The sequence below is a fragment of the Nocardia sp. NPDC004711 genome, assembly GCF_053601595.1.
Window position 1 is genome coordinate 15,376 of the sequence record NZ_JBSGCB010000074.1, and the last position, 19,721, is coordinate 35,096.

Here is a 19,721-nt window from a genome sequence, read left to right on the forward strand (position 1 = left end):
TCCCGATCGCCCGCCCGGCGCGCGATGCCACCGGTGCCTACCGACAGGCCGCAACGGACGGCGAAGCACCCACCGCCACAGATCATTCCCAGGCCGACGGTGAGCATCGCAAGGATTCGTCCTCCGGCCTGGGCAGTATCGGCAGCATCATCCGCGATATCGGACTGGTGACCTTCGGCAAGTACGGCCAGTACGTCATCACCCTGGTCACCGTCCCGCTGCTGGCCCGCATGCTGGGCCCGCACGGCACCGGCCTGCTGGCCATCGGCATGTCGTCCTACTTCATCGGCTCACTGGTCGTGGATCTGGGCGTCACCTCGTTCCTGGCCGCCAAAGTGCCCGAGGACGATCCGGGTCACCTCGAGGTGAACCGCCTGCGCGGTACCTACCTCGCCATTCGCGCCACCACCCTGACCCTCATCGGTGTGGCGCTGCTGACCAGCCTCGCGATCGGGGTGTCCCCCAAACTGCACATGGTGCTGCTGGGCCTGTTCGCCGGTGGCTTCTGGTCGATCTCGGAGGACTGGCTGCTCATCGGCCAGGGCAGATTCGGCAGCTCCACCATGTATCAGGGCGTGGGCCGCATCGGATATCTCGGCCTGCTCGTCGGACTGCTGCCCCGATTCCCCAGCGCCTCCATGGCCGTGCTGTGCCTGCTGGTCTCCTCCATCGCCACGGTGGCGCTGACCTGGTGGGACTCCTTCCGCAAGTTCGGACCGCCCGCCCGGCCCTACGGCGTGCGGGCCGTCCTGCGTATGGCCGCACCGATTTTCACCTCCCGGCTGCTGGTCACCGGCTATGGCCAGGGCTCGGCGGCGGTGTACGGCGCGGTGCTGGAGGCGGCCTCGCTGGGCCTCTACTCCGCGGGCGACCGGCTGGTCCGCGCGATCCAGTCCACCCTGGACCCGATCGGCTTCGCCCTGCTCCCCCGCATGGCCCGCCGCAGCGCCCATGATCAGTTCTGGCGCAATCAGATCCAGATGCTGATCGGCTGCGTGGCCCTGGCCTGCCTGGCCGTGGTGAGTGTCTGGGTACTGGCCCCCATCCTCATCCATCTCATCTACACCCACGATTTCGACGGCGCGATCCCCCTGCTGCGCGTCGAGATCCTCATCCTGCCCGCCACCACCATCACCTCGTACGTGACCACCGCCGTGCTGCCGGTCAAGCAGGACACCATCGGCGTGCTGATCGGCGCGATCATCGGCACCTGCGTCGCCGCGGTGGCGCTGGTGGTCGCCGCCCGGACCGGATCGGCCTGGACCCTGGTCTATGGCACAGTTTCCGCGGAAATCAGCGTCGCGCTGTGGTACATCATCCGGGTGCGGTGGCTCATGGTCCGGGAACGGGCCGGCCGCGGCGGGCCGGTCGAACCTGCCACCGCGCTGCTGACCAAGGGGGATTTGGCGTGAAAGTACTTTTCGTCGGGGATGACTGGGTGGGCAGCAACGCGCGCTCACTCGCCGACGGATTCCAGCAGGCGGGGCACGAGGTGGTGGTGATCGACACGACCCCGGTCACGCTGCCCGCGCGACTGTCGCCACCGTGGGTGTATTCGAAGGTCGCCCATCGGCGCGCGCCCTGGAATGTCGAGGCACTGCATCGCGAGATCGACAGCGCCGCCACCGCATTCGCGCCCGATGTGCTGTTCGCCTTCAAATCGGTGCACCTGGACCAGCAGCGGCTACTGAGCGCCCCGGCTGGTCTGCATGTGCACTACAGCCCGGATGACGTATCCAATCCGTACAACACCAGCCCGGAATACTTGGCATACGAAGCCGAATGGGATCTCATCGTCACCACCAAGTGGCACAACGTTCCCGAGCTGGCCGCCCGCGGTGCCCGGCACGTGAAATTCGTTCGCAGCGCATACGATCCGGCCCTGCACCACCTCACCGCCCGCCGCACCGTCCGCAACTATCTGGTCGGTTTCATCGGTTCGGTGCGCCCCGACCGTCAAGACCTCTTGATTTCGCTGGCCCGGGAACACCACGGGGACATGCTGTTACGCGGTCCCGGCTGGCGGCGCGTGCGCGCGCTGTGGCAGACCGGCGCCGATGTCGGTGGCGCGGTCTACGGCGAGAACTTCTCCACGGCCGTCGCCGCGGTCACCGCGAACCTGGTGCTGCTCAATTCCGATAATCGCGATACCCACACCTGCCGCACCTTCGAAGTCCCGGCCGCCGGTGGTCTTTTCGTCGGCGAACGCACCGACGAACACGCCGAACTGCTCCAGGACGAGGCCGAGTGCTACCTGTTCTCCGGCCCGACCGAGCTGCGCGAGATCCTGCGCCGCTGCGCCAAGTATCCCGATCAGGTCGCCAAGGTCGCCGAGGCCGGTCATCGCCGCATCGTGAACGGCGACCACCGGTACGTGGACCGCGCCCGCGAGATCATCGACGCACTGGCATGAGCGGCCGCGCGCACCAGGCCGCACAGTGTAGCCGCGCGCAGCGCCACCCATGCCCGGAACGGCGCAACGGATCTACCGCGCCGGGGGCGAAAAGAACGGCCGCGCAAACGGGTAACGCCCCGGCCCGCGGCGCGGACATACGGGTGATGGGAGAGTGATGGCCTCCGCACAATTCGCTGTATTCCTCGTCGCCGCCGCGCTGGTGACGATCGTCGTGGCCGCGATGTTCCTGCCCGGTGTGGCCCGGGTGTTCCTGATCGCGCAGACCGCGCACTGGTCGCTGTCGTATGTCGCGCGGCCGGTGGTGCTGCTGTGGGTGCAGCCCGTCCCCAGTTACGGCGACAATGTGCCCGATCCGCGGCTCTACGAGTACGGCTACGACGGCGGCATCGCCGCGGTGCTGCAACCGGTCATCTTCGGACTCTGGGTCTATGCCGCGCTGATCATCGGCTACGTGCTGTGGGTACGGCTGCGCCCGAGCGAGACCACTCCGCGCGTAGCGCCTTTCGCGGGCGAGCCCATCTTCACCCAGACCCTTTTCCTGCTCTACGGCGTCGGCACCCTGGGCCGGCTGGCGGCCTACGCCACCGGCACCACCGGCAAGGCGGGCGAACTGGAGAGCCCGAACCCGCTCATCAACCTCGTCACCATTCTCGCCACGCTCGGCGCGGTCGGCCTGATCGTGTTCTACCGCAACGAGTCCGGCCGCACCACCGCGCTGGTGGTCGGCGCGCTCACCTGCGGCGAACTGGTGTGGACCGCCACTGTGCAGTCCAAGACCCCGATCATGGGCGCGGCGCTGGCCATTGCCGTGCGCTTCGCCATGACCGGCTGGACGCGCGTCAAGGTGGTCGGCGTGCTGAGCATCACCGGCCTCGCCATCGGCGGCTTCGGGTGGTTGCAGTCGCTCAAGACCGATGCTGCCGCCAAAGCCGAAGCGGCACAGGTGGATGCGCAGTATCCGACGGTGGTGCACCCTTTCCTGAGCATGCTGCGCCGTTTCGACCTGCTCGAGGCCGCCACCGACTCCTGGTTCGCGGGGCCGAGTTCCTGGCTGACGCCGAGTCAGGTGGCGCAGCACGCTGTGCAGAGCCTGATTCCCACCCAGCTGCTGGGCGCGGAGAAGTTCCGGTCCGGCGCCGCCTGGGCCGAGCAGGTGCGCGGGCGCTCGGTGGACATGTCGACGGTGGAAGTGTCCCTGGCCGAGGGCAATATCAACGAGGGCTATGTGCTGGGCGGCTACATCGGTGTCGCGGTGGGGGTCACGATCACGTTCGTGCTGCTGCTGATCTGGATCCGGGCTCTCTACAGCAGGTACCTGGCCATGGCGATCCTGGGCCTGTCGGTGATCGAGGTCCCGGTCCTGTTCGAGCGCGGCATCCTCGGCACCGTCGAGATGCTCGGCAAATATCTGCAGGCCATGGTGCTGGCATGGCTGGCGTATCTGGTTGTTGGTGAATTCCGAAGACGGATGGAACAGCTGCAGGGGGCACCGATTCCATCCGGGAAAACGAGGACAGCGCAATGGGTTTGATCGACTACTGGCGGCTGCTGCGGCGGCGCTGGCCGATAATCGTGGTCGCGGTGGTGATCTGTACGGGGGCGGCGTACGGATACGCGAGCACCCTGCCGACCGAGTACACCGCGTCCAGTTCGGTGTACGTGTCCATGGCCACCGGGACCTCGGTCAACGACTCCTATCAGGGCGGGCTGGCCGCACAGCAGCGCGTGCGCTCGTACGTGGATCTGGCCTCCAGCGTCACCGTCGCCACCTACGTGCACGATCAGCTGGGCCTGAAGAGCTCGGTGAACGACCTGCGCGGCCGCATCACCGCGGTCTCGCCGCCGGCCACCACGATCATCATCATCACGGTGAAGGACTCCACCGCCGCCGGGGCGCGCGCCCTGGCCGACGAGGTGGTCTCCCAGTTCCGGGCGCTGGTCTCCCGGCTCGAAGTCACCCAGAGCGACGCCGCGCCCGCCGCCCGCGCGGAGGTCATCGACAAGGCCCAGACACCCAGCCAGCCCAGCGGACCGCAGAAGAAGCGCTACTACCTGCTCGGCGTGCTGGCCGGACTGATGGTGGGCCTGGGCGTGGCGATCCTGCGCGACAAACTCGACAAGCGAGTCCGAACCTCCACCGAGCTGGAAGCCTTTCTGCCCGTGCCGATTCTGGGCATCGTCGACGACGGGCGGCCCGGAGCGGCGGGCGAGCTGCGCCGGCTGCGCACCCGGCTCACCGAGGATCCCGCGCTGGTCAGCCTGCTGCTGACCTCGCTGTCGCCGCACTCCGAACCGGATGTGGCGATCGGGCTGGCCCGCACCTTCGCCGATACCGGCGCGCGGGTGGTGCTGGTGGACGCCGACACCACCGGGCACGGCTCGTCCCGGCGCAGTCCGGCGGCCGCGGCGGCGGGACTCTCGGAACTGTTGCGCAACAACGCGACTCCCGCGGGGTTCGTGATGGCCTGGCCGGAGGTGGGGATCACTGTGCTGCCGCTGGGCGGCATGGATTTCCGCACCCCCGACCTGCTGGACTCCGAGCGGTTCAGCGACATCATGTCCAAGCTGCGCAGCGAATTCGACCACATCGTGGTGGAGGCCGCACCCGTCACCGCGGCCGCCGACGCCATCGCGCTGGCACGGCGCGTCGACGCCACCATCGGCGTGATCGAGCTCGGGCAGACCACCTCCGACCAGGTGCGCGGGGCGCTGGCCACCTTCGGCCACGACAACCAGCGAATGATCGGCACGGTCGTCTTCTCGCGGCCGCATCGCAGCGTCGGCGAACTCGTCAAGCATCCGCTCGATCTGGTGAAACGGTGATCGAGGAGGACGGGGGGACAACGGACAACCGGTCGGACGCGGCCGTGCGCCGCCGGCGGCTGCTGGCCGCCGGACTCGGGGCGGCGGCCATCCTGCCGGTCGCGGCCGCATGCGCGAAAACTGATTCCGGCGCAACGGAATTCCGTTCGCCGCAGGTGACCGATCAGCCGTCGGCCCGGAATGTGAAGGACTTCGGCGCGGTCGGGGACGGGAAGGCCGACGACACCGACGCCTTCGCCAAGGCCGCCGCGGTCAGCGACAAGCCGCTGGTGCTCTACATCCCGGCCGGGCAGTACACGCTGAAGAAGTTCCCGGCGCTCGCCGACTACGCGACGGTGCTGGGCGACGGGGCCGATGTCACCACGATCACCTACGAGGGCGATGACACCTTCATCGCACTGCAGCGCAAGCAGCGGGTTCGCTTCTCCCGCCTGGGTTTCTACTTCTCCGGCCCCAAGGCCACCGCGGTGCGGCTGTCGGAGTGCTTCCGCTGTACCTTCGATTCGGTGGTGCTGCGCGGCAACCATCTCAGCGACAACGCGCCCCGATTCCAGGACCAGCGGGGACTGGTGCTGGATCAGAACACCGGGGGCACGACCGTCATCAATTCCGATATCAACAATTTCGGGTACGGGATCGTCACCTCGTGCATCCAGAACTACGTGACGTCCTCGAAACTCACCAACAATCACATCGGGGTGCTGGGCACCGGCGGCGACCACAATGCCGGATTGGCTTTGGCCAATGTCGAATTCGTGTCCGACAACGATCCCAGGACCACCGACAAGCACCTGGTGGTGGACGGCCCCGCGAACGACTGGTGGCTGACCAACGTGTGGTTCGAAGGGGCCGATACCGCGCTGTCCATCGGCGGACCGGCCGGCGGGCCCGCCCAGTTCGGTCTGGTCAACTGCAAGGTGGCCGCGCGCAAGGTGTGCCTGGACCTGATCCACTGCCGCCAGCCGTATCTGGCCAATGTGCAGTTCGATCCGGATCTGGACGCGCCGCCCATCGAGGTGCGGGTGGATCCCAAGGGCGTGGCGGAGGGCACGGCCGTCAACCTCATCTCCGGGTCCTACCAGGACGTGGATCCCAGGTCGTTCCCGGACGGCTGGCACGTCATCGGGCGCGGGGCCATCCACGGCGCGCGCTTCGCCGGGACCACGGTGGCGCAGGCGAGTCAGCCCGATGCCGACATCTTCCAGGTCCAGGACCGGGACGGGACCGTATTGTCGGCCGTATTGAACAGTGGGGCTTATATTTCCGATCGCAGCGAAGGGGGAATCGTGTTGAAGGACTCGGCGGGCACGTACTGGCGGCTGTCGGTGGGCACGGACGGTGCGATCAAGACCTCGTCGCTGGGGAAGCAGCGACCGCACTCGTGAGCGGCGCGGGGGCACGACTGCGACTGGGCCCGGCGCGGCTGCACGGCAGCACCCTGCTGCTGCGGCTGCCGCGCTTCGCCGACTACCAGGAGTGGCGGCGGCTGCGGCTGCGCAATCGCGAACTTCTGGAACCGTTCTGGCACACCTCGCCGCTGGACTGGGACACCCGGCACAGCGAGAAGGCCTGGGTGCGTGAATGTCTGGAGGCGGCGACCAATGCCCGTACCGGGCGGCGGATCGCCACCGTCATCGAGATCGACGGGCGCTTCGCCGGGCAGGTGGAGATCGGCAATATCGATCCGCAGGCCCGGCAGGGCGAGATGGGAATCTGGATCGACGCCCGGATGGGGCGGCACGGATTCGGCGGGATCGCGGCGGGACTGATCCTCGACTTCAGCTTCGAGGTGCTGGGGCTGGAGCGCATCAATGCGCCCATCTCGCCGGGGAACGCGGCCGCCACCAGTGGTGCGGTACAGATCGGGTTCGTGCGCGAGGGGCGCATGCGGCTGCACTTCGATGTGGGCGGGGCGCGGGCCGATCACGATCTGTGGTCGATGACGCGGGCCGAGATTCCGCCCAAGGGATTCACCGAGATGTGGACCGAGCGCACGCTCGAGCATCGAACCCCGCCCCCGGACGAACCCACCCGAGCGCCGGGCGAGAACGGAATACCCGATACTGCAACAGTTTTCGGGGTCCTGGCCCGGTATCGCGCGGGCCAGCTGTGGCGGGCTGCCCGGCAGGCGCTGCCCACCCGGCCCGTCATGCTCCGGCTGACCGGGTTCGACCGGGTGGCGCTGCGCAGCCTCCGGCCCTCCGACGGCCCGGCCCGCGCGACCGCCCGGCGTAACGGTGCGTCCCCGGCGACCGACGGAACCGATAGCACCGGTTCGTCCTGGTGGCGCGAATTCGCCCGCAGCACAGCGGGAGTGCGCTCCCCCGCCGGTCTGCTGCTCGTCCTCGACGCCGCGGGCGCCTATGCCGGGGAGGCCCGGCTGTTCGACCTCGACATGTTCGATCGCAATGCCCGGATGCACATCTGGGCCGATCCCGCCCACGCCGACGACGGAGTCCGCCTGGCGGCAACCCGGGCCCTGCTGGCACACGCCTTCGACCGGCTCGGACTGTTCCGCGTATACACGGCCATCGCGGCCGGGGATACCGCATCGGCTGCGGTCGCCGCCTCGGCGGGACTGCACAAGGAGGGAACCATGCGCAGCTACACCGGACTCGACGGGCACCGCGGCGACCACGAACTGTGGGCCATCACCGCCGGGGGTGCCGATCATGCGTGACTACCGGCGCAGCGCCGCCCTGCAGGCGCGCCTGCACGATCTGGTCCCGGGCGGCGCGCACACCTACGCGCGCGGCGCGGACCAGTATCCGGAGGCCATGGCCCCGATCCTGGTGCGCGGCAAGAGCGCCCGGGTGTGGGACGCGGACGGCAACGAGTACGTCGAGTACGGCATGGGGCTGCGCTCGGTGACCCTCGGCCACGGGTTCGCGCCGGTGGTCGAGGCGGTGGCCCGGACCATCGCCGACGGGGTCAACTTCTCCCGGCCGACCGAGCTGGAACTGTTGGCGGCCGAGGATTTCCTGAGCCTGGTGCCGGGCGCGGACATGGTGAAGTTCGCCAAGAACGGCTCCGACACCACGACGGCCGCCGTGCGGCTGGCGCGCGCGGTGACCGGGCGGGAGGCGGTGGCGATCTGCGAGCAGCCCTTCTTCTCGGTCGACGACTGGTTCATCGGCACCACCGAGATGAACGCGGGAATACCGGCCGTTCCGACGGTGCGATTCCGCTACAACGACCTGGCGTCGCTGGAAACAGCCCTGCGCCGCACCGCGATCGCGTGCGTGATCCTCGAACAGGCCACGGCCCTGGCCGAACCCGCGCCGGGCTTCCTGCAAGGCGTTCGCGCGCTGTGCGACCGGTACGGCGCGCTGCTGGTCTTCGACGAGATGATCACCGGGTTCCGCTGGTCCGCCGGCGGCGCGCAGCGGATCTACGGCGTGACCCCCGACCTGTCGTGCTGGGGCAAGGCCATGGCCAACGGGTTCCCGCTCTCGGCGCTGGCCGGCAAACGCGAGTACATGGAGCTGGGCGGGCTGCGCACCGACGCGGACCGGGTCTTCCTGCTGTCGACCACCCACGGGCCGGAAACCGCGTCCCTGGCCGCCTTCCGGGCCGTCGTGCAAACCTACCGCAACACCGATCCGGTGGCGCGCATGGAGGAATCCGGCCGCCGCCTCGCCGCCGGGGTCAACGCCATTGCCGCGGACCTCGGTATCGGTGACCACCTCGAGGTGGCGGGCCGGCCGTCGTGCCTGGTGTTCCTCACCCGGGACGCGGAAGGTGTTCCCTCCCAGCCCTATCGGACGCTGTTCCTGCAGGAACTGCTGGACCGGGGTGTGCTGGGGCAGTCGTTCGTGAACTCGGCCGCGCATACGGACGCCGATATCGACCACACCATCGACGCCTCCCAGTCGGCGGCCAAGACCTACCGCAAGGCCCTCGAACAGGGCACGGTGGACGGCCTGCTCGCCGGACGGCCGGTGGCTCCGGCGCTGCGGCGCACGGCGGCACCGCGTCGTCTCGCGCCGTAGCCGAGTCCCGCACCGTAACCCCTTCTCGCGCAGTAACCCAGGAGCTGTGATGTCCGCACCCCGGATCGCCCTCGTCCACGAGCGATTCACCGAATACGGCGGCTCCGAGGCCGTGGTCGCCGAGTTCATGAAAACCTGGCCCGGCGCACCGGTTTTCGCGCCCATCGCCGACGCGGAGTGCACGCGCGCACTCTTGGCGGCTGCGGGCCGCTCGATCGAAACGGGCCCGGCGGCAACCGGACTCGTGCACGACACCTGGCTGTCGCGCGCCTACGCGGCGAGCGGGCGGCGGTCGCACGCACCGCTGCTGCCGTTCGTGCCGGGAACGCTGCGCAGTCTTCCACTCGACGGCGAGTACGACGCGGTGGTGGTGAGCCATCACACCTTCGCGACCCAGGCGGTCTTCGCCACCACCGCACCGGTGATCGCCTATGTGCACAGCCCGGCCCGGTGGGCCTGGGACAGCGCGTTCCGGGCGCGGGAGGCCGGAGGACGGGCGGGGCAGGCCGTTCTGATGGCGCTGGGCGCGCTGGCCCGGCGCAACGAACTGCGCGCCGCACCGCGGCTCGCGCACGTGGTGGCGAACTCGCAGGCGGTGGCCGATCGGGTGCGGGACTGGTGGGGATTGCCCGCGTCGGTGGTGAATCCGCCTGTGCGCGTGGAGCGTTTCTCCCCCGATCCGCGCATCGACCGTGAGGACTTCTTCCTGTTCGCGGGCCGGCTGGTGCCCTACAAGCGCCCCGATCTCGCCATTCGCGCCGCCCGCGCGGCCGGGGTGCGCCTGGTGATCCTGGGCGAGGGCCGCTATCGCCGCCAGCTGGAGGCACTGGCGGGCCCGGAGACCACCTTCCTGGGCGCGGCCTCCGACGAGGTGCTGCAGGACATGTACCGCCGCTGCCGGGCCCTGCTCATGCCCGGCGTGGAGGACTTCGGCATCGTCCCGGTGGAGGCCATGGCCTGTGGCGCACCGGTGCTGGCGGTCGGTGAGGGCGGGGCGCTCGACACCGTCGTGCCCGGTATCTCCGGCGAACACATTCCGACCGGTTCCGATGATTCGGTGGTGGCCGGCTTCGCCCGGGTGATGCGCGATTTCGACCCGGCCGACTATCACCCCGAAACCATCCGCAAGCACGCCGTCACCTTCTCCCCCGAGGCCTTCCGCGCCCGAATCGCGGACATTGTGTCGCGCAATTCCCGCTGACCGACTATGCATTGAATCCGAACGGATTCGAGAACAGCGGAACAGGGTGAGGCAGTGGGTGGTGTCGGAGCGGTATCCGGCGCGCTGGTGACCGGTGGGGCAGGGGATGTCGGGCGCGCGGTGGCGCGGCGGCTGGTGGACGCCGGACGGCCCGTGTGGGTCGCGGATGTGGATGCCGAGGGTGCGCGTGCGTGTGCGGCGGAGCTGGGGGCGGAAGCCACTGCGCTGGAACTGGATCTGACGAGCGCGGAGAGCATCGAAGCGGCCGCCCGGACGGTCGGCGGGCGGGTCTCGGCGGTGGTGCACTGTGCCGGGGTCGCCGTCGTGGAACCGTTCCTGGACAGCGGAACCCTCGCCTGGGACCTCATGTTCCAGGTGAATCTGCGCGGGCCCATGCGCCTGACCCAGCTGCTGCTGCCCGGCATGCTCGACGTCGAGGCCGCCCGCATCGTGTTCGTCGCCTCCGACGGCGCGCGAGCCGGCGCCTTCGGTGAAACCGTCTACGCCGCATCCAAATCCGGCCTGTTCGGTTTCGCCAAATCTCTCGCCCGGGAGGTGGCCCGCGACGGCGTCACCGTCAACGTGGTCTGCCCCGGACCGCTGGAGGGCAACATGGTCGCCCACGCCATGGCCGATCATCCCGAAACCCTCACCGCCCTCGAAAAATCCATCCCCCTCAAACGCCTGGGCCGACCGGACGAAGTAGCCTCCCTCATCGCATGGCTGGCAAGCCCGGAAGCCAGCTACGTCACCGGCCAGCTGATCAGCGTCAGCGGCGGCATCACCATGCAGTAGGAGTTGCCCATATGCCCTCTCTCCCCCTCGTCGACGCCCACATGCACCTGTGGGACACCGGTACGCATGCCTGGTATCCGGGCCTGGCGAGATTCGCCGCCGCCGGACGACCCGACATCGCGCAGAACTTTCTACCGGCCGACTTCGATCGGGGGCTGGGATCGATCGAGGTGGCCGGGCTGGTGCACGTGTCGGCCACCACCGCGCCGCATGCCTATCTGGACGAAACCCGTTGGGTGGACGGCATTGCCGCGGCCGGGTCGCGACCGTACGCGATCGTCGGGGCCGTCGATCCCACCCTGCCGACGACCGAGCTCATCGCGCATCTCGACGAGCAGGCCCGCACCGAGCGGTTCCGCGGGGTACGGGTTTTCGAAGGGCTGTCGCCGAATACGCCTGCGGCCGATGCCCTCGCGAGCTGGCTGCAGGAGCACGACGCGGTCTTCGATCTGGTGACCGAGCCCGGCGAAATCCTCGACTGGATCGACTTCCTGGCCGGGTACCCGGAGCTGCGGGTGGTGCTCGAGCACCTGGGGTTCCCGCAGGGGCATTCCGCCGAGGCCCGCTCCGCCTGGCACAATGCGATCTCCTTGGCGGCCAAGGAGACTCAGTGGCTGTGCAAGCTCTCCGGGTTCGGGCTCATCTGCCGGGATCTGGCGTGGCCGTCGCTCGAGTACTGGCTGGAATCGAGTGTGGCGCTGTGGGGGTGGCGGCGGCTGATGTTCGCGTCCAACATGCCGGTGGATTCGCTGGCCGGGACCTACACCGAGCTGGTCTCGGCGATCGACCACATCGTCACCACCGACGCCACCGATCAGGAGGCGGAGTTCTTCTACCGGGCCAACGCACTCGACACCTACCGCCTGAAATAGGCGACGCGGCTAGCGGTTCGGCAGTGATCGGGGCAGCCCGAAGCGTGGGAGCACGGCGGTGTCGAACCTGGTCAGCCCGCTGATCCGGTCACCGGCGAGGGTCAGGACATAGAGGCCGGTGCCGTGGGCGGTGCCGTCGGGGCCGCGCAGATAGGCCCCGAACGCCGGCTGGCCATTGGCGCTGGTCGCCACCAAATCGAAGCGGCGGCCCGCGCCGAATATCGCTGCGCAGAAACGGGTTACGACCTCGATGCCGGCGTATTCGAAGGGCATCGGCGGCATCGACATGAACACGTCGTCGGTCAGCAGGGCCACCAGCGCGTCCAGATCGGCGGACTCCCACGCGGTGGCGAACTTCGCCGCGACCGCGTCCTGCGCGGCCGAACGCGGGGCCGATTCCCCCTCGGCGGTCGCGGGCAGCCGGTGCCGCAGGCCGGTCCGGGCCCGCTTGAGTGCGCTGTTGACCGAGTCGACGGTGGTGTCGAGCATGCCCGCCACCTCCGCCGCGGGGAATCCCAGGGCGTCACGCAGGATGAGGACGGCCACCTGGCGCGGCGGCAGCAGCTGCAGGGCCGTCACGAAAGCCAGTGAAATGGACTCGGTCTGCTCGAGGCGGGCTTCCGGGCCCAGCGGCATCGCGATCGCACCCGCCACCAGATCTTCCGGGAGCGGTTCGAGCCAGACGATCTCGCCGAGCCGGGTCGGCTCCGGTGGCTGTACATGGGGCACGTTCCACTCCTCGGCCGGTCGCCGGCTCGCCGAGCGGCGCGCGTTGAGGCAGCGATTGGTGGCTATCCGGTAGAGCCAGGTCCGTAGCGAGGCACGCTCCTCGAAGCCGTCCAGGCCGCGCCACGCACTCAGCAGCGTTTCCTGCAGCGCGTCCTCGGCGTCCTGCAGGGACCCCAGCATCCGATAGCAGTGCACCAGCAGCTCACGCCGGTACGGCTCGGTCAGCTCCGCGAACGCCGCGCTGCTCCCGGCCCGCGCGGCCACCATCGGATCGTCGACTGCCACTCTCGCCACCTCTTCCGTCTCGAATGCTCGTGCATATCGACACCGGCCCGGGCGCGAACTGGGCGGTGCGTGCGCGCCCAGTTTCGGCGGGCTCCGGTTTCTACCTCAGCAGCAACCGAACACACCGATCAAGGAGACCCGCATGGGCACGATCGTCATCACCACCAATGTCAGCCTCGACGGCGTCGTCCAGGACCCCGACGGCCGGGAGGGCTTCGCCCGCGGCGGCTGGTTCCCGGCGCCCGCCGGCACCGATTTCCAGGCCTGGGCCGAACTCGAGACGCGGGAGGCGCTGGGCGCCGACGCCATGCTGCTCGGCCGCCGCAGCGACGAATGGTTCGCGCCGCGATGGAATTCCCGCACCGGGGTCTGGGCCGACACCTTGAACAGCCTCCCCAAGCATGTCGTGTCCTCGACCACCGAACCCCCGCGGTGGGTCAACGCGACGGTCCTCAAAGGCGACGCCGTCTCCGAGATCGCGGCACTGAAGCGGTCCGTGGCGGGCGAGATCATCGTCTACGCCAGCTATGAGCTGGTACGCACACTGATCGAGCACGACCTGGCCGACGAACTTCGCCTCGTCGTGTTCCCCGTCGTCCTCGGCGAGGGTAAACGTCTCTTCGATCGGACCACCGCCGCGAAACCGTTGCGTCTCATCGAGACTCGGCAGATCGGTGACGGCCTGGTGTACTACGCCTACGAATTCCTCCGCGACGCCTGAACCCATGGTCGGAGGGCTCAGCCGCCCGCCCGGCGGCTGGGCCCTCCGACTCCGGTTTCGACAGCCCTTTACCGGGAGCCGCCGCTCGTGCCCGTTATGTCCTGTACCGGAACAGAATTCGGCCGCGGGTGAGGTCGTAGGGGCTCAGTTCCACGAGAACGCGGTCGGCCGGGAGGATCTTGATGTAGTTCTTCCGGATCTTGCCGCTGATGTGCGCGAGGACCTGATGCCCATTGGGCAGTTCCACCGTGAAGGTGGCATTGCGCAGGCACTCGACCACGGTGCCCTCGATTTCTATTCCCTTTCCGGTCTTGGTCATCGCAGCACCAGTTCCAGGTTGCTGTTCACGCGCCGGGCGCCGATGCCGTCGAACAGTGCGGTGGCCGCCGCGTTGGATTCGTTCACCTCGGCCGAGGCGGTGGCGATGCCGCGGTGGTGCAGCGTGGACAGGGTGTGGGCCAGCATTGCGCGGGCGATGCCGCGGCGCTGCTGGTCGGTCCGGACCGCGATCAGCCCGATCCGCGGTAGCCGGGTCACCTGCACCACGCGGAGCAGGCCCACGTAGTGGTCGCGCTGGGCCGCTGCCACGTATTTCGCCCGGTCCACGATGGTGTCACCGTCGTACCCGCCCAGGATCTCGGCCGGCATCTCCTGCCAGCCGACCGCCGCCGCCACCTCGTCGCGGATGACCCGGTCCACGGCGCGCAGCGGTTCCGCCGCCGCGCGCCCGGCCGGCACGATCGTGATGTCCGGTGGCGGGAGGACCGCATGCGGCCCGGTGCCGGCGGGATCGGTGGGGATCAGGTACTCCCATTCCCGGCGCCGGATCGTGAAACCGGCTCGCGCCCACCGGGACAGCAGGTCGGCGTCGTTCTCGTCGACCACGGTGTGCAGTGGCCTGCGCAGAGTGGGGAGCATCGCGGCCGCGAGTTGGTCGAACACCGCGTCGTGCCAGGCGTCGATGCTGACGAACAGCCGTCCGTCGGGTCGTGTCGAAAGATCGCCGCACCCGACGACCAGGTCGTTCTCCACGGCTTGCCATCGGTTCAGCGCGACCCGGGTGATCGCGGCGGAATCGCCCGCACGCGAAGAGATATCCGAAGTATTCATCGTCGTCACCTTTCGGGATTGCCTTGTCAGGCAGGCGCTCCCGGCGACAACTACAGCGTTCGCCAATCCGTGACGACGAGGGGGAGCCCCCACATCGGTACTGTGTTCATGGGTCTCACCTCCTCGCCTGATGTCACGGTAGGCAGCAGGCTAGCAGACCGAATCGCGGTCCGCGCAAGGTATTTTCCGCCACGGACCGAAGAGGAAGCACACGAATGGGCTGTCTCAGCGACGGGATCGCATGGTCAGAATGCCCACGACCCAGCCGATGGCGAAGGTCGCCAGCAGCACCAGCCACATCGGCGAACGGATGGTCAGCAGCAGGAATTCGATGTCCACCCGGTGCCGGTTCTCCGCGATGAAGATCACCGCCAGCACGGTGAGGACGATCGCGATCCACTGCTTCATCGAGATCTTCGACAGCAGTGAGGGTTTGGACGACTCGGTCACCTGATCCTCCTGTCGAGGTGAGGGGGCGGATCGGAGTCCTCTCGGACCACGTAGTCCGACGCTAGTCGCCCCGATCGGACGCCTGCCTCAACCGCACCGCGATTCGGCCGATTCGTTACCTGCCGAGCGTCGGCACCCCGGCGGCCGTGCGGCCGGGCCGGTTACCTTCTCGCGGCGGCCCGCGTCATACAGGGTGGCGACCGACATCGACCGGGGTCGCCGGACCGAGGAATGGAGGACAGGGTGCTGTCGAATATCTTGTATGTCACCGTCTATGTGACCGATCAGGACCGGGCGCTGCGGTTCTACACCGAAGGGCTCGGGCTGGAGAAGCAGGTGGACTATGCCGGGCCCGACGGGCGGTTCCTGACCGTCAGGGTGTCCGGGAGTCCCGTGGAGATCATTCTGTGGCTGCTTCCGGAGGCGGCCGGGCAGCCGACCGGGGGGCCGGAGGTGGTCGCACCCGGGCCGCTCATTCTCGAATCGGACAACTTGTGGAAGGACTTCGAGGTGCTGCGGGAAAGGGGCGTGACGTTCGTCGATCCGGAACCGGTGGAGTATCCGTTCGGGGTGCGCATCGAGGCGGTGGACCCGGATGGGAACCGGATCTCGCTGCGGCAGCAACGGCGGGGACGGTAGCCATGGCCGGATCCGGCTCGACGGACCCGGTGGCCGCGGCCTTCGAGGCACAGCGCGATCGGCTGCGGGCGGTCGCGTACCGCGTCCTGGGCTCGCAGGCCGATGCCGAGGACGTGGTGCAGGAGGCCTGGATGCGGCTGGCCCGCCAGGACGCCGCCGCCATCGACAACCTCGCGGGCTGGCTCACCACGGTCGTCGGCCGGATCAGTCTGGACCTGCTGCGCTCGCGCCAGGCCCGGCAGGAGTCGTCCTACGACGGCCTGCCCGAGTTCGTCGTCACCGCCGACCACAGCGCCACCGAGCCGGAAGAGTATGTCGCCCTGGCCGATTCGGTGGGCCTGGCGCTGCTGGTCGTCCTGGACTCGCTCGGCCCCAGCGAGCGCCTGGCCTTCGTGCTGCACGACATGTTCGCGGTGCCGTTCGCCGATATCGGCCGGATCCTCGGCAAATCCGCCGATGCCAGCAAGATGATCGCCAGCCGCGCCCGCCGGAAGGTGCAGGGCGTCGGCGAGCACCCGGCCGCCCCCGGGCGCGAACAGCGGGCGGTGGCCGAAGCGTTCCGCCGGGCCGCGGTGGGCGGCGACTTCGAAGCCCTCCTCCGCGTCCTCGACCCGGACGTGCGGCTCACCGTCCACACCCCCGGCGGCGTGTTCGTCACCCTCGGCGCCACCGAGGTAGCCACGCGCGCACGCAGTTTCTCCGGCGCGGTCACCCGCCACCAGCCGGTCCTCGTCGACAATCTGCCCGGCTACATCTCCTGGCGCGAGGACGGCACCCCGCTATCCGTCATGTCCCTCGCCGTCTCCGGCCACCGCATCACCGCCATCACCCTGCTCGCCGACCCGCACCGCCTCGCCGCGATGCACCTACCCGGTTCGGCCTGACTCACCGACCGGCCAGGTCGAGCGCGTCGAGCAGGTTTCCGGTGCGGCGACCAGCCCAGCGGTATCTGGGTAGGCGCGCGCCAATTCGACTCTGCCGCAGCTGCCATCGAGGATCTGAGCGAGGAGGCAGTGGGACCACCGCCCTCCGGGTAGGCAGTGCGGTGGTCCCACATCCGGTCGCCGCAATACGGGAGCGTGTCGAAAGAAGTCTCGAAGTCGCGACCCGAATCCGCCTCGGCCACAGTCGCTTCCGTGAAGACCCGCAAGCCGCGAGATAGGCATGGCCGCGGATGATGATCGACAGTTCGACCAGGAACAGCCCACCGGGCCGGCGCAGTGCGAACATCAGTGAATACGGGCCCGCGCCCGGTCATGGTCGTCGTGAGATACGGATTACTGCACGGCCACACCCTGGCGGGCCGAGCCGAACATACTGCCGCCCAGTCGCTTTCGCGCTGGTCAGGAGGCCGCGAATGGGAGGCCACAATCGACTTGACGAATTATGTTCCGCGGTGCCATTATTGAAATGGGAAGACACCGGAATATCGGTGTCGATTTCTTTGCGCCTCTCGACATCTGTTGACTTCGGGTGTAATTTGAGATTTCGCGCCTGGGCGGGTGCTGTCCGACTCTCGAAATGTGAAATGACCGTGGAAGGTCGCGCTGTCTGCGTGCGGCTTCATCCACCCGTTGTTGTCGAGTCATGTTCGGACGGCCGGCGCCGGTGCGCGTGAATTACGGCCACAGGACAAGCAGATACCGCGACCGACCGCCTCGTGCGGGCGGCGCGAGGTGCTGGAAGGACGCATTTTGGCAGTCTCGAATCAGACCGAGCGGGTTTCGTTCGCCACGGTGACCGAGCCCCTGGCAGTTCCGGATCTCCTGCAGGTGCAGACCGATTCGTTCGGCTGGCTGATCGGCGCGCGCGATTGGCGCGCCCGGACGGCCGTGCACGGCGCCACGCGCGCCAGCGGGCTGGAGGAGGTCCTCGACGAGATCAGCCCCATCGAGGACTTCGCGGGAACCATGTCGCTGACCCTGTCCGAACCCCGCTTCGAGGACGTCAAGACCTCGATCGAGGAGTGCAAGGACCGGGATCTGACCTACGCGGCACCGCTTTTCGTGACCGCGGAGTTCATCAACCACAACACCGGGGAGATCAAATCCCAGACGGTATTCCTGGGCGATTTCCCGATGATGACCGGCACGGGCACCTTCGTCATCAATGGCACCGAGCGCGTGGTCATCTCGCAGCTGATCCGCTCCCCCGGCGTCTATTTCGACGAGAGCATCGACAAATCCACCGAGAAGACACTGTATTCCGCGCGCGTCATCCCCTCCCGGGGTGCGTGGCTGGAGTTCGACGTGGACAAGCGCGACACCGTCGGCGTCCGGATCGATCGCAAGCGCCGGCAGCCGGTGACGGTCCTGCTCAAGGCGCTCGGCTGGACCAGCGAGCAGATCGCCGAGCGCTTCGGCCACTCCGGCATCATGCTGACCTCGCTGGAGAAGGACAACACGCCCGGCACCGACGAGGCGCTGCTGGACATCCACCGCAAGCTGCGCCCCGGTGAGCCGCCGACCAAGGAGTCCGCGCAGACGCTGCTGGAGAATCTCTTCTTCAAGGAGAAGCGCTACGACCTGGCCCGCGTCGGCCGCTACAAGGTGAACAAGAAACTCGGCATCCACACGGCCGAGGCGATCGGCTCGCCGGTGCTCACCGAGGAGGACCTCGTCACCATCATCGACTACCTGGTCCGGCTGCACGCGGGCGAGAAGGTGATGACCGCGCCCGGCGGCATCGAGGTCCCGGTCGAGGTCGACGATATCGACCACTTCGGCAATCGCCGGGTCCGCACCGTCGGCGAGCTCATCCAGAACCAGCTGCGGCTGGGCCTGTCACGCATGGAACGCGTGGTGCGCGAACGCATGACGACCCAGGACATCGAGGCCGTGACCCCGCAGTCGCTGCTGAATATCCGCCCGGTCGTGGCGGCGCTGCGGGAGTTCTTCGGCACCTCCCAGTTCTCGCAGTTCATGGATCACCGCAATCCGCTGTCGAGCCTCACCCACAAGCGGCGGCTCTCGGCGCTCGGGCCCGGCGGGCTCAACCGGGAACGCGCCAGCCTCGAGGTGCGAGATGTGCACTACAGCCACTACGGCCGGATGTGCCCGATCGAGACGCCGGAGGGGCCGAATATCGGCCTGATGGGGTATCTGTCGGTGTATGCGCGGGTCAATCCGTTCGGGTTCATCGAGACGCCGTACCGGCGGGTGACCCACGGCCGGGTGACCGACGAGATCGACTACCTGTCCGCCGACGAAGAGGACCTGCACGTGGTGGCGCAGGCCAACGAACCGCTGGATGCGGCGGGGCGCTTCGTGTCCGATCGAATCGCGGTGCGGCGCAAGAACTCCGAAGTCGAGCTGGTCCATGCCGCCGCCGTCGACTACATGGACGTGTCACCGCGCCAGATGGTGTCGGTGGCCACCGCCATGATTCCGTTCCTCGAGCACGACGACGCCAACCGTGCCCTCATGGGCGCGAACATGCAGAAGCAGTCGGTGCCGCTGATTCGCTCGGAGGCGCCACTGGTGGGCACCGGTATGGAAATGCGGGCGGCGATCGATTCCGGCGATGTCGTGCTGAACGAGAAACCCGGTGTGGTGGAGGAGGTTTCGGCCGATTTCATCACCGTGATGCACGATGACGGCACTCGCCGCAGCTACCGGCTGCGGAAGTTCGAGCGTTCGAACCAGGGCACCTGCGCCAACCAGCGTCCGATCGTGGACGAGGGTATGCG

Annotated in this window: 17 protein-coding genes and 1 pseudogene; 14 read left to right on the plus strand and 4 right to left on the minus strand. The window is 68.4% G+C overall.

The window, feature by feature from the left end; translation table 11 throughout:
* The first annotated feature begins 128 nt into the window (after window positions 1-128).
* The 10 genes from ACWEKS_RS43110 to ACWEKS_RS43155 all read left to right on the plus strand — a co-directional run bounded on the left by ACWEKS_RS43110 (window position 129) and on the right by ACWEKS_RS43155 (window position 12,099).
* Entirely contained in the window at window positions 129-1,412 is a 1,284-nt protein-coding gene (locus ACWEKS_RS43110) for an oligosaccharide flippase family protein (protein ID WP_452345510.1), read from the plus strand.
* Window positions 1,409-2,413 carry a CgeB family protein gene (locus tag ACWEKS_RS43115; protein ID WP_452345496.1) on the plus strand — a complete coding sequence of 335 codons (1,005 nt, stop codon included), beginning with the start codon at window positions 1,409-1,411 and terminating at the stop codon, window positions 2,411-2,413. The genes ACWEKS_RS43110 and ACWEKS_RS43115 overlap by 4 nt, the downstream gene beginning before the upstream one ends.
* 157 nt (window positions 2,414-2,570) lie before the next feature.
* Window positions 2,571-3,947 (plus strand): hypothetical protein, encoded by a 1,377-nt coding sequence (locus tag ACWEKS_RS43120; RefSeq protein WP_452345497.1) that lies wholly within the window; start codon window positions 2,571-2,573, stop codon window positions 3,945-3,947.
* Window positions 3,938-5,239, plus strand: a complete 1,302-nt coding sequence (locus ACWEKS_RS43125; protein WP_452345498.1) for a Wzz/FepE/Etk N-terminal domain-containing protein — start codon at window positions 3,938-3,940, stop codon at window positions 5,237-5,239. Before ACWEKS_RS43120 ends, ACWEKS_RS43125 begins: the two co-directional genes overlap by 10 nt.
* Window positions 5,239-6,624: a glycosyl hydrolase family 28-related protein gene (locus ACWEKS_RS43130; RefSeq protein ID WP_452345511.1), complete on the plus strand. Its 1,386-nt coding sequence runs from the start codon at window positions 5,239-5,241 to the stop codon at window positions 6,622-6,624. The genes ACWEKS_RS43125 and ACWEKS_RS43130 overlap by 1 nt, the downstream gene beginning before the upstream one ends.
* The gene (locus ACWEKS_RS43135) at window positions 6,621-7,919 is read left to right on the plus strand and encodes a GNAT family N-acetyltransferase (RefSeq protein ID WP_452345499.1); all 1,299 of its coding nucleotides are present in this window, start codon (window positions 6,621-6,623) and stop codon (window positions 7,917-7,919) included. The genes ACWEKS_RS43130 and ACWEKS_RS43135 overlap by 4 nt, the downstream gene beginning before the upstream one ends.
* A complete protein-coding gene (locus ACWEKS_RS43140; RefSeq protein WP_452345500.1) occupies window positions 7,912-9,231 on the plus strand; it encodes a glutamate-1-semialdehyde 2,1-aminomutase in 1,320 nt (439 codons plus the stop codon). Before ACWEKS_RS43135 ends, ACWEKS_RS43140 begins: the two co-directional genes overlap by 8 nt.
* 49 nt (window positions 9,232-9,280) lie before the next feature.
* On the plus strand, window positions 9,281-10,432 hold the full coding sequence (locus ACWEKS_RS43145) for a glycosyltransferase (RefSeq protein WP_452345501.1): 1,152 nt from the start codon (window positions 9,281-9,283) through the stop codon (window positions 10,430-10,432).
* A gap of 54 nt (window positions 10,433-10,486) precedes the next feature.
* The gene (locus tag ACWEKS_RS43150; protein WP_452345502.1) at window positions 10,487-11,227 is read left to right on the plus strand and encodes an SDR family NAD(P)-dependent oxidoreductase; all 741 of its coding nucleotides are present in this window, start codon (window positions 10,487-10,489) and stop codon (window positions 11,225-11,227) included.
* A gap of 11 nt (window positions 11,228-11,238) precedes the next feature.
* Window positions 11,239-12,099 (plus strand): amidohydrolase family protein, encoded by an 861-nt coding sequence (locus ACWEKS_RS43155; protein ID WP_452345503.1) that lies wholly within the window; start codon window positions 11,239-11,241, stop codon window positions 12,097-12,099.
* A gap of 9 nt (window positions 12,100-12,108) precedes the next feature.
* Here ACWEKS_RS43155 and ACWEKS_RS43160 read toward each other — a convergent pair whose 3' ends face one another.
* Window positions 12,109-13,113, minus strand: a complete 1,005-nt coding sequence (locus tag ACWEKS_RS43160) for a sigma-70 family RNA polymerase sigma factor (RefSeq protein ID WP_452345504.1) — start codon at window positions 13,111-13,113, stop codon at window positions 12,109-12,111.
* 142 nt (window positions 13,114-13,255) lie between these two features.
* Between ACWEKS_RS43160 and ACWEKS_RS43165 the strand changes: the two genes are divergently transcribed.
* Window positions 13,256-13,834 (plus strand): dihydrofolate reductase family protein, encoded by a 579-nt coding sequence (locus ACWEKS_RS43165; protein ID WP_452345505.1) that lies wholly within the window; start codon window positions 13,256-13,258, stop codon window positions 13,832-13,834.
* A gap of 94 nt (window positions 13,835-13,928) precedes the next feature.
* Here the strand turns inward: ACWEKS_RS43165 and infA are convergent, their stop codons facing one another.
* From infA to ACWEKS_RS43180, 3 genes are all read right to left on the minus strand, one after another.
* Window positions 13,929-14,153, minus strand: coding sequence for a translation initiation factor IF-1 (gene infA / locus ACWEKS_RS43170; protein ID WP_356996338.1), 225 nt, complete (start codon window positions 14,151-14,153; stop codon window positions 13,929-13,931).
* Entirely contained in the window at window positions 14,150-14,944 is a 795-nt protein-coding gene (locus ACWEKS_RS43175) for a GNAT family N-acetyltransferase (RefSeq protein ID WP_452345506.1), read from the minus strand. Before ACWEKS_RS43175 ends, infA begins: the two co-directional genes overlap by 4 nt.
* A gap of 225 nt (window positions 14,945-15,169) precedes the next feature.
* Entirely contained in the window at window positions 15,170-15,394 is a 225-nt protein-coding gene (locus ACWEKS_RS43180) for a hypothetical protein (protein WP_452345507.1), read from the minus strand.
* A 243-nt stretch (window positions 15,395-15,637) separates the two neighbouring features.
* Here ACWEKS_RS43180 and ACWEKS_RS43185 point away from each other — a divergent pair, with 243 nt between their 5' ends.
* The 3 genes and pseudogenes from ACWEKS_RS43185 to ACWEKS_RS43195 form a co-directional block, all read left to right on the plus strand.
* Entirely contained in the window at window positions 15,638-16,033 is a 396-nt protein-coding gene (locus ACWEKS_RS43185) for a VOC family protein (protein ID WP_452345508.1), read from the plus strand.
* A gap of 2 nt (window positions 16,034-16,035) precedes the next feature.
* Window positions 16,036-16,917 (plus strand): sigma-70 family RNA polymerase sigma factor, encoded by an 882-nt coding sequence (locus ACWEKS_RS43190; protein WP_452345509.1) that lies wholly within the window; start codon window positions 16,036-16,038, stop codon window positions 16,915-16,917.
* Window positions 16,918-17,709: 792 nt separating this feature from the next.
* Window positions 17,710-19,721 (plus strand): annotated as a pseudogene (locus ACWEKS_RS43195) (DNA-directed RNA polymerase subunit beta); the annotation flags it as partial.

Coding starts and splice junctions, on each gene's coding strand:
- ACWEKS_RS43125 (WP_452345498.1), top strand. CDS start 3,938: ATGGGTTTGATCGACTACTGGCGGCTGCTGCGGCGGCGCTGGCCGATA.
- ACWEKS_RS43175 (WP_452345506.1), bottom strand. CDS start 14,944: ATGAATACTTCGGATATCTCTTCGCGTGCGGGCGATTCCGCCGCGATC.
- ACWEKS_RS43140 (WP_452345500.1), top strand. CDS start 7,912: ATGCGTGACTACCGGCGCAGCGCCGCCCTGCAGGCGCGCCTGCACGAT.
- ACWEKS_RS43155 (WP_452345503.1), top strand. CDS start 11,239: ATGCCCTCTCTCCCCCTCGTCGACGCCCACATGCACCTGTGGGACACC.
- infA (WP_356996338.1), bottom strand. CDS start 14,153: ATGACCAAGACCGGAAAGGGAATAGAAATCGAGGGCACCGTGGTCGAG.
- ACWEKS_RS43190 (WP_452345509.1), top strand. CDS start 16,036: ATGGCCGGATCCGGCTCGACGGACCCGGTGGCCGCGGCCTTCGAGGCA.
- ACWEKS_RS43165 (WP_452345505.1), top strand. CDS start 13,256: ATGGGCACGATCGTCATCACCACCAATGTCAGCCTCGACGGCGTCGTC.
- ACWEKS_RS43145 (WP_452345501.1), top strand. CDS start 9,281: ATGTCCGCACCCCGGATCGCCCTCGTCCACGAGCGATTCACCGAATAC.
- ACWEKS_RS43120 (WP_452345497.1), top strand. CDS start 2,571: ATGGCCTCCGCACAATTCGCTGTATTCCTCGTCGCCGCCGCGCTGGTG.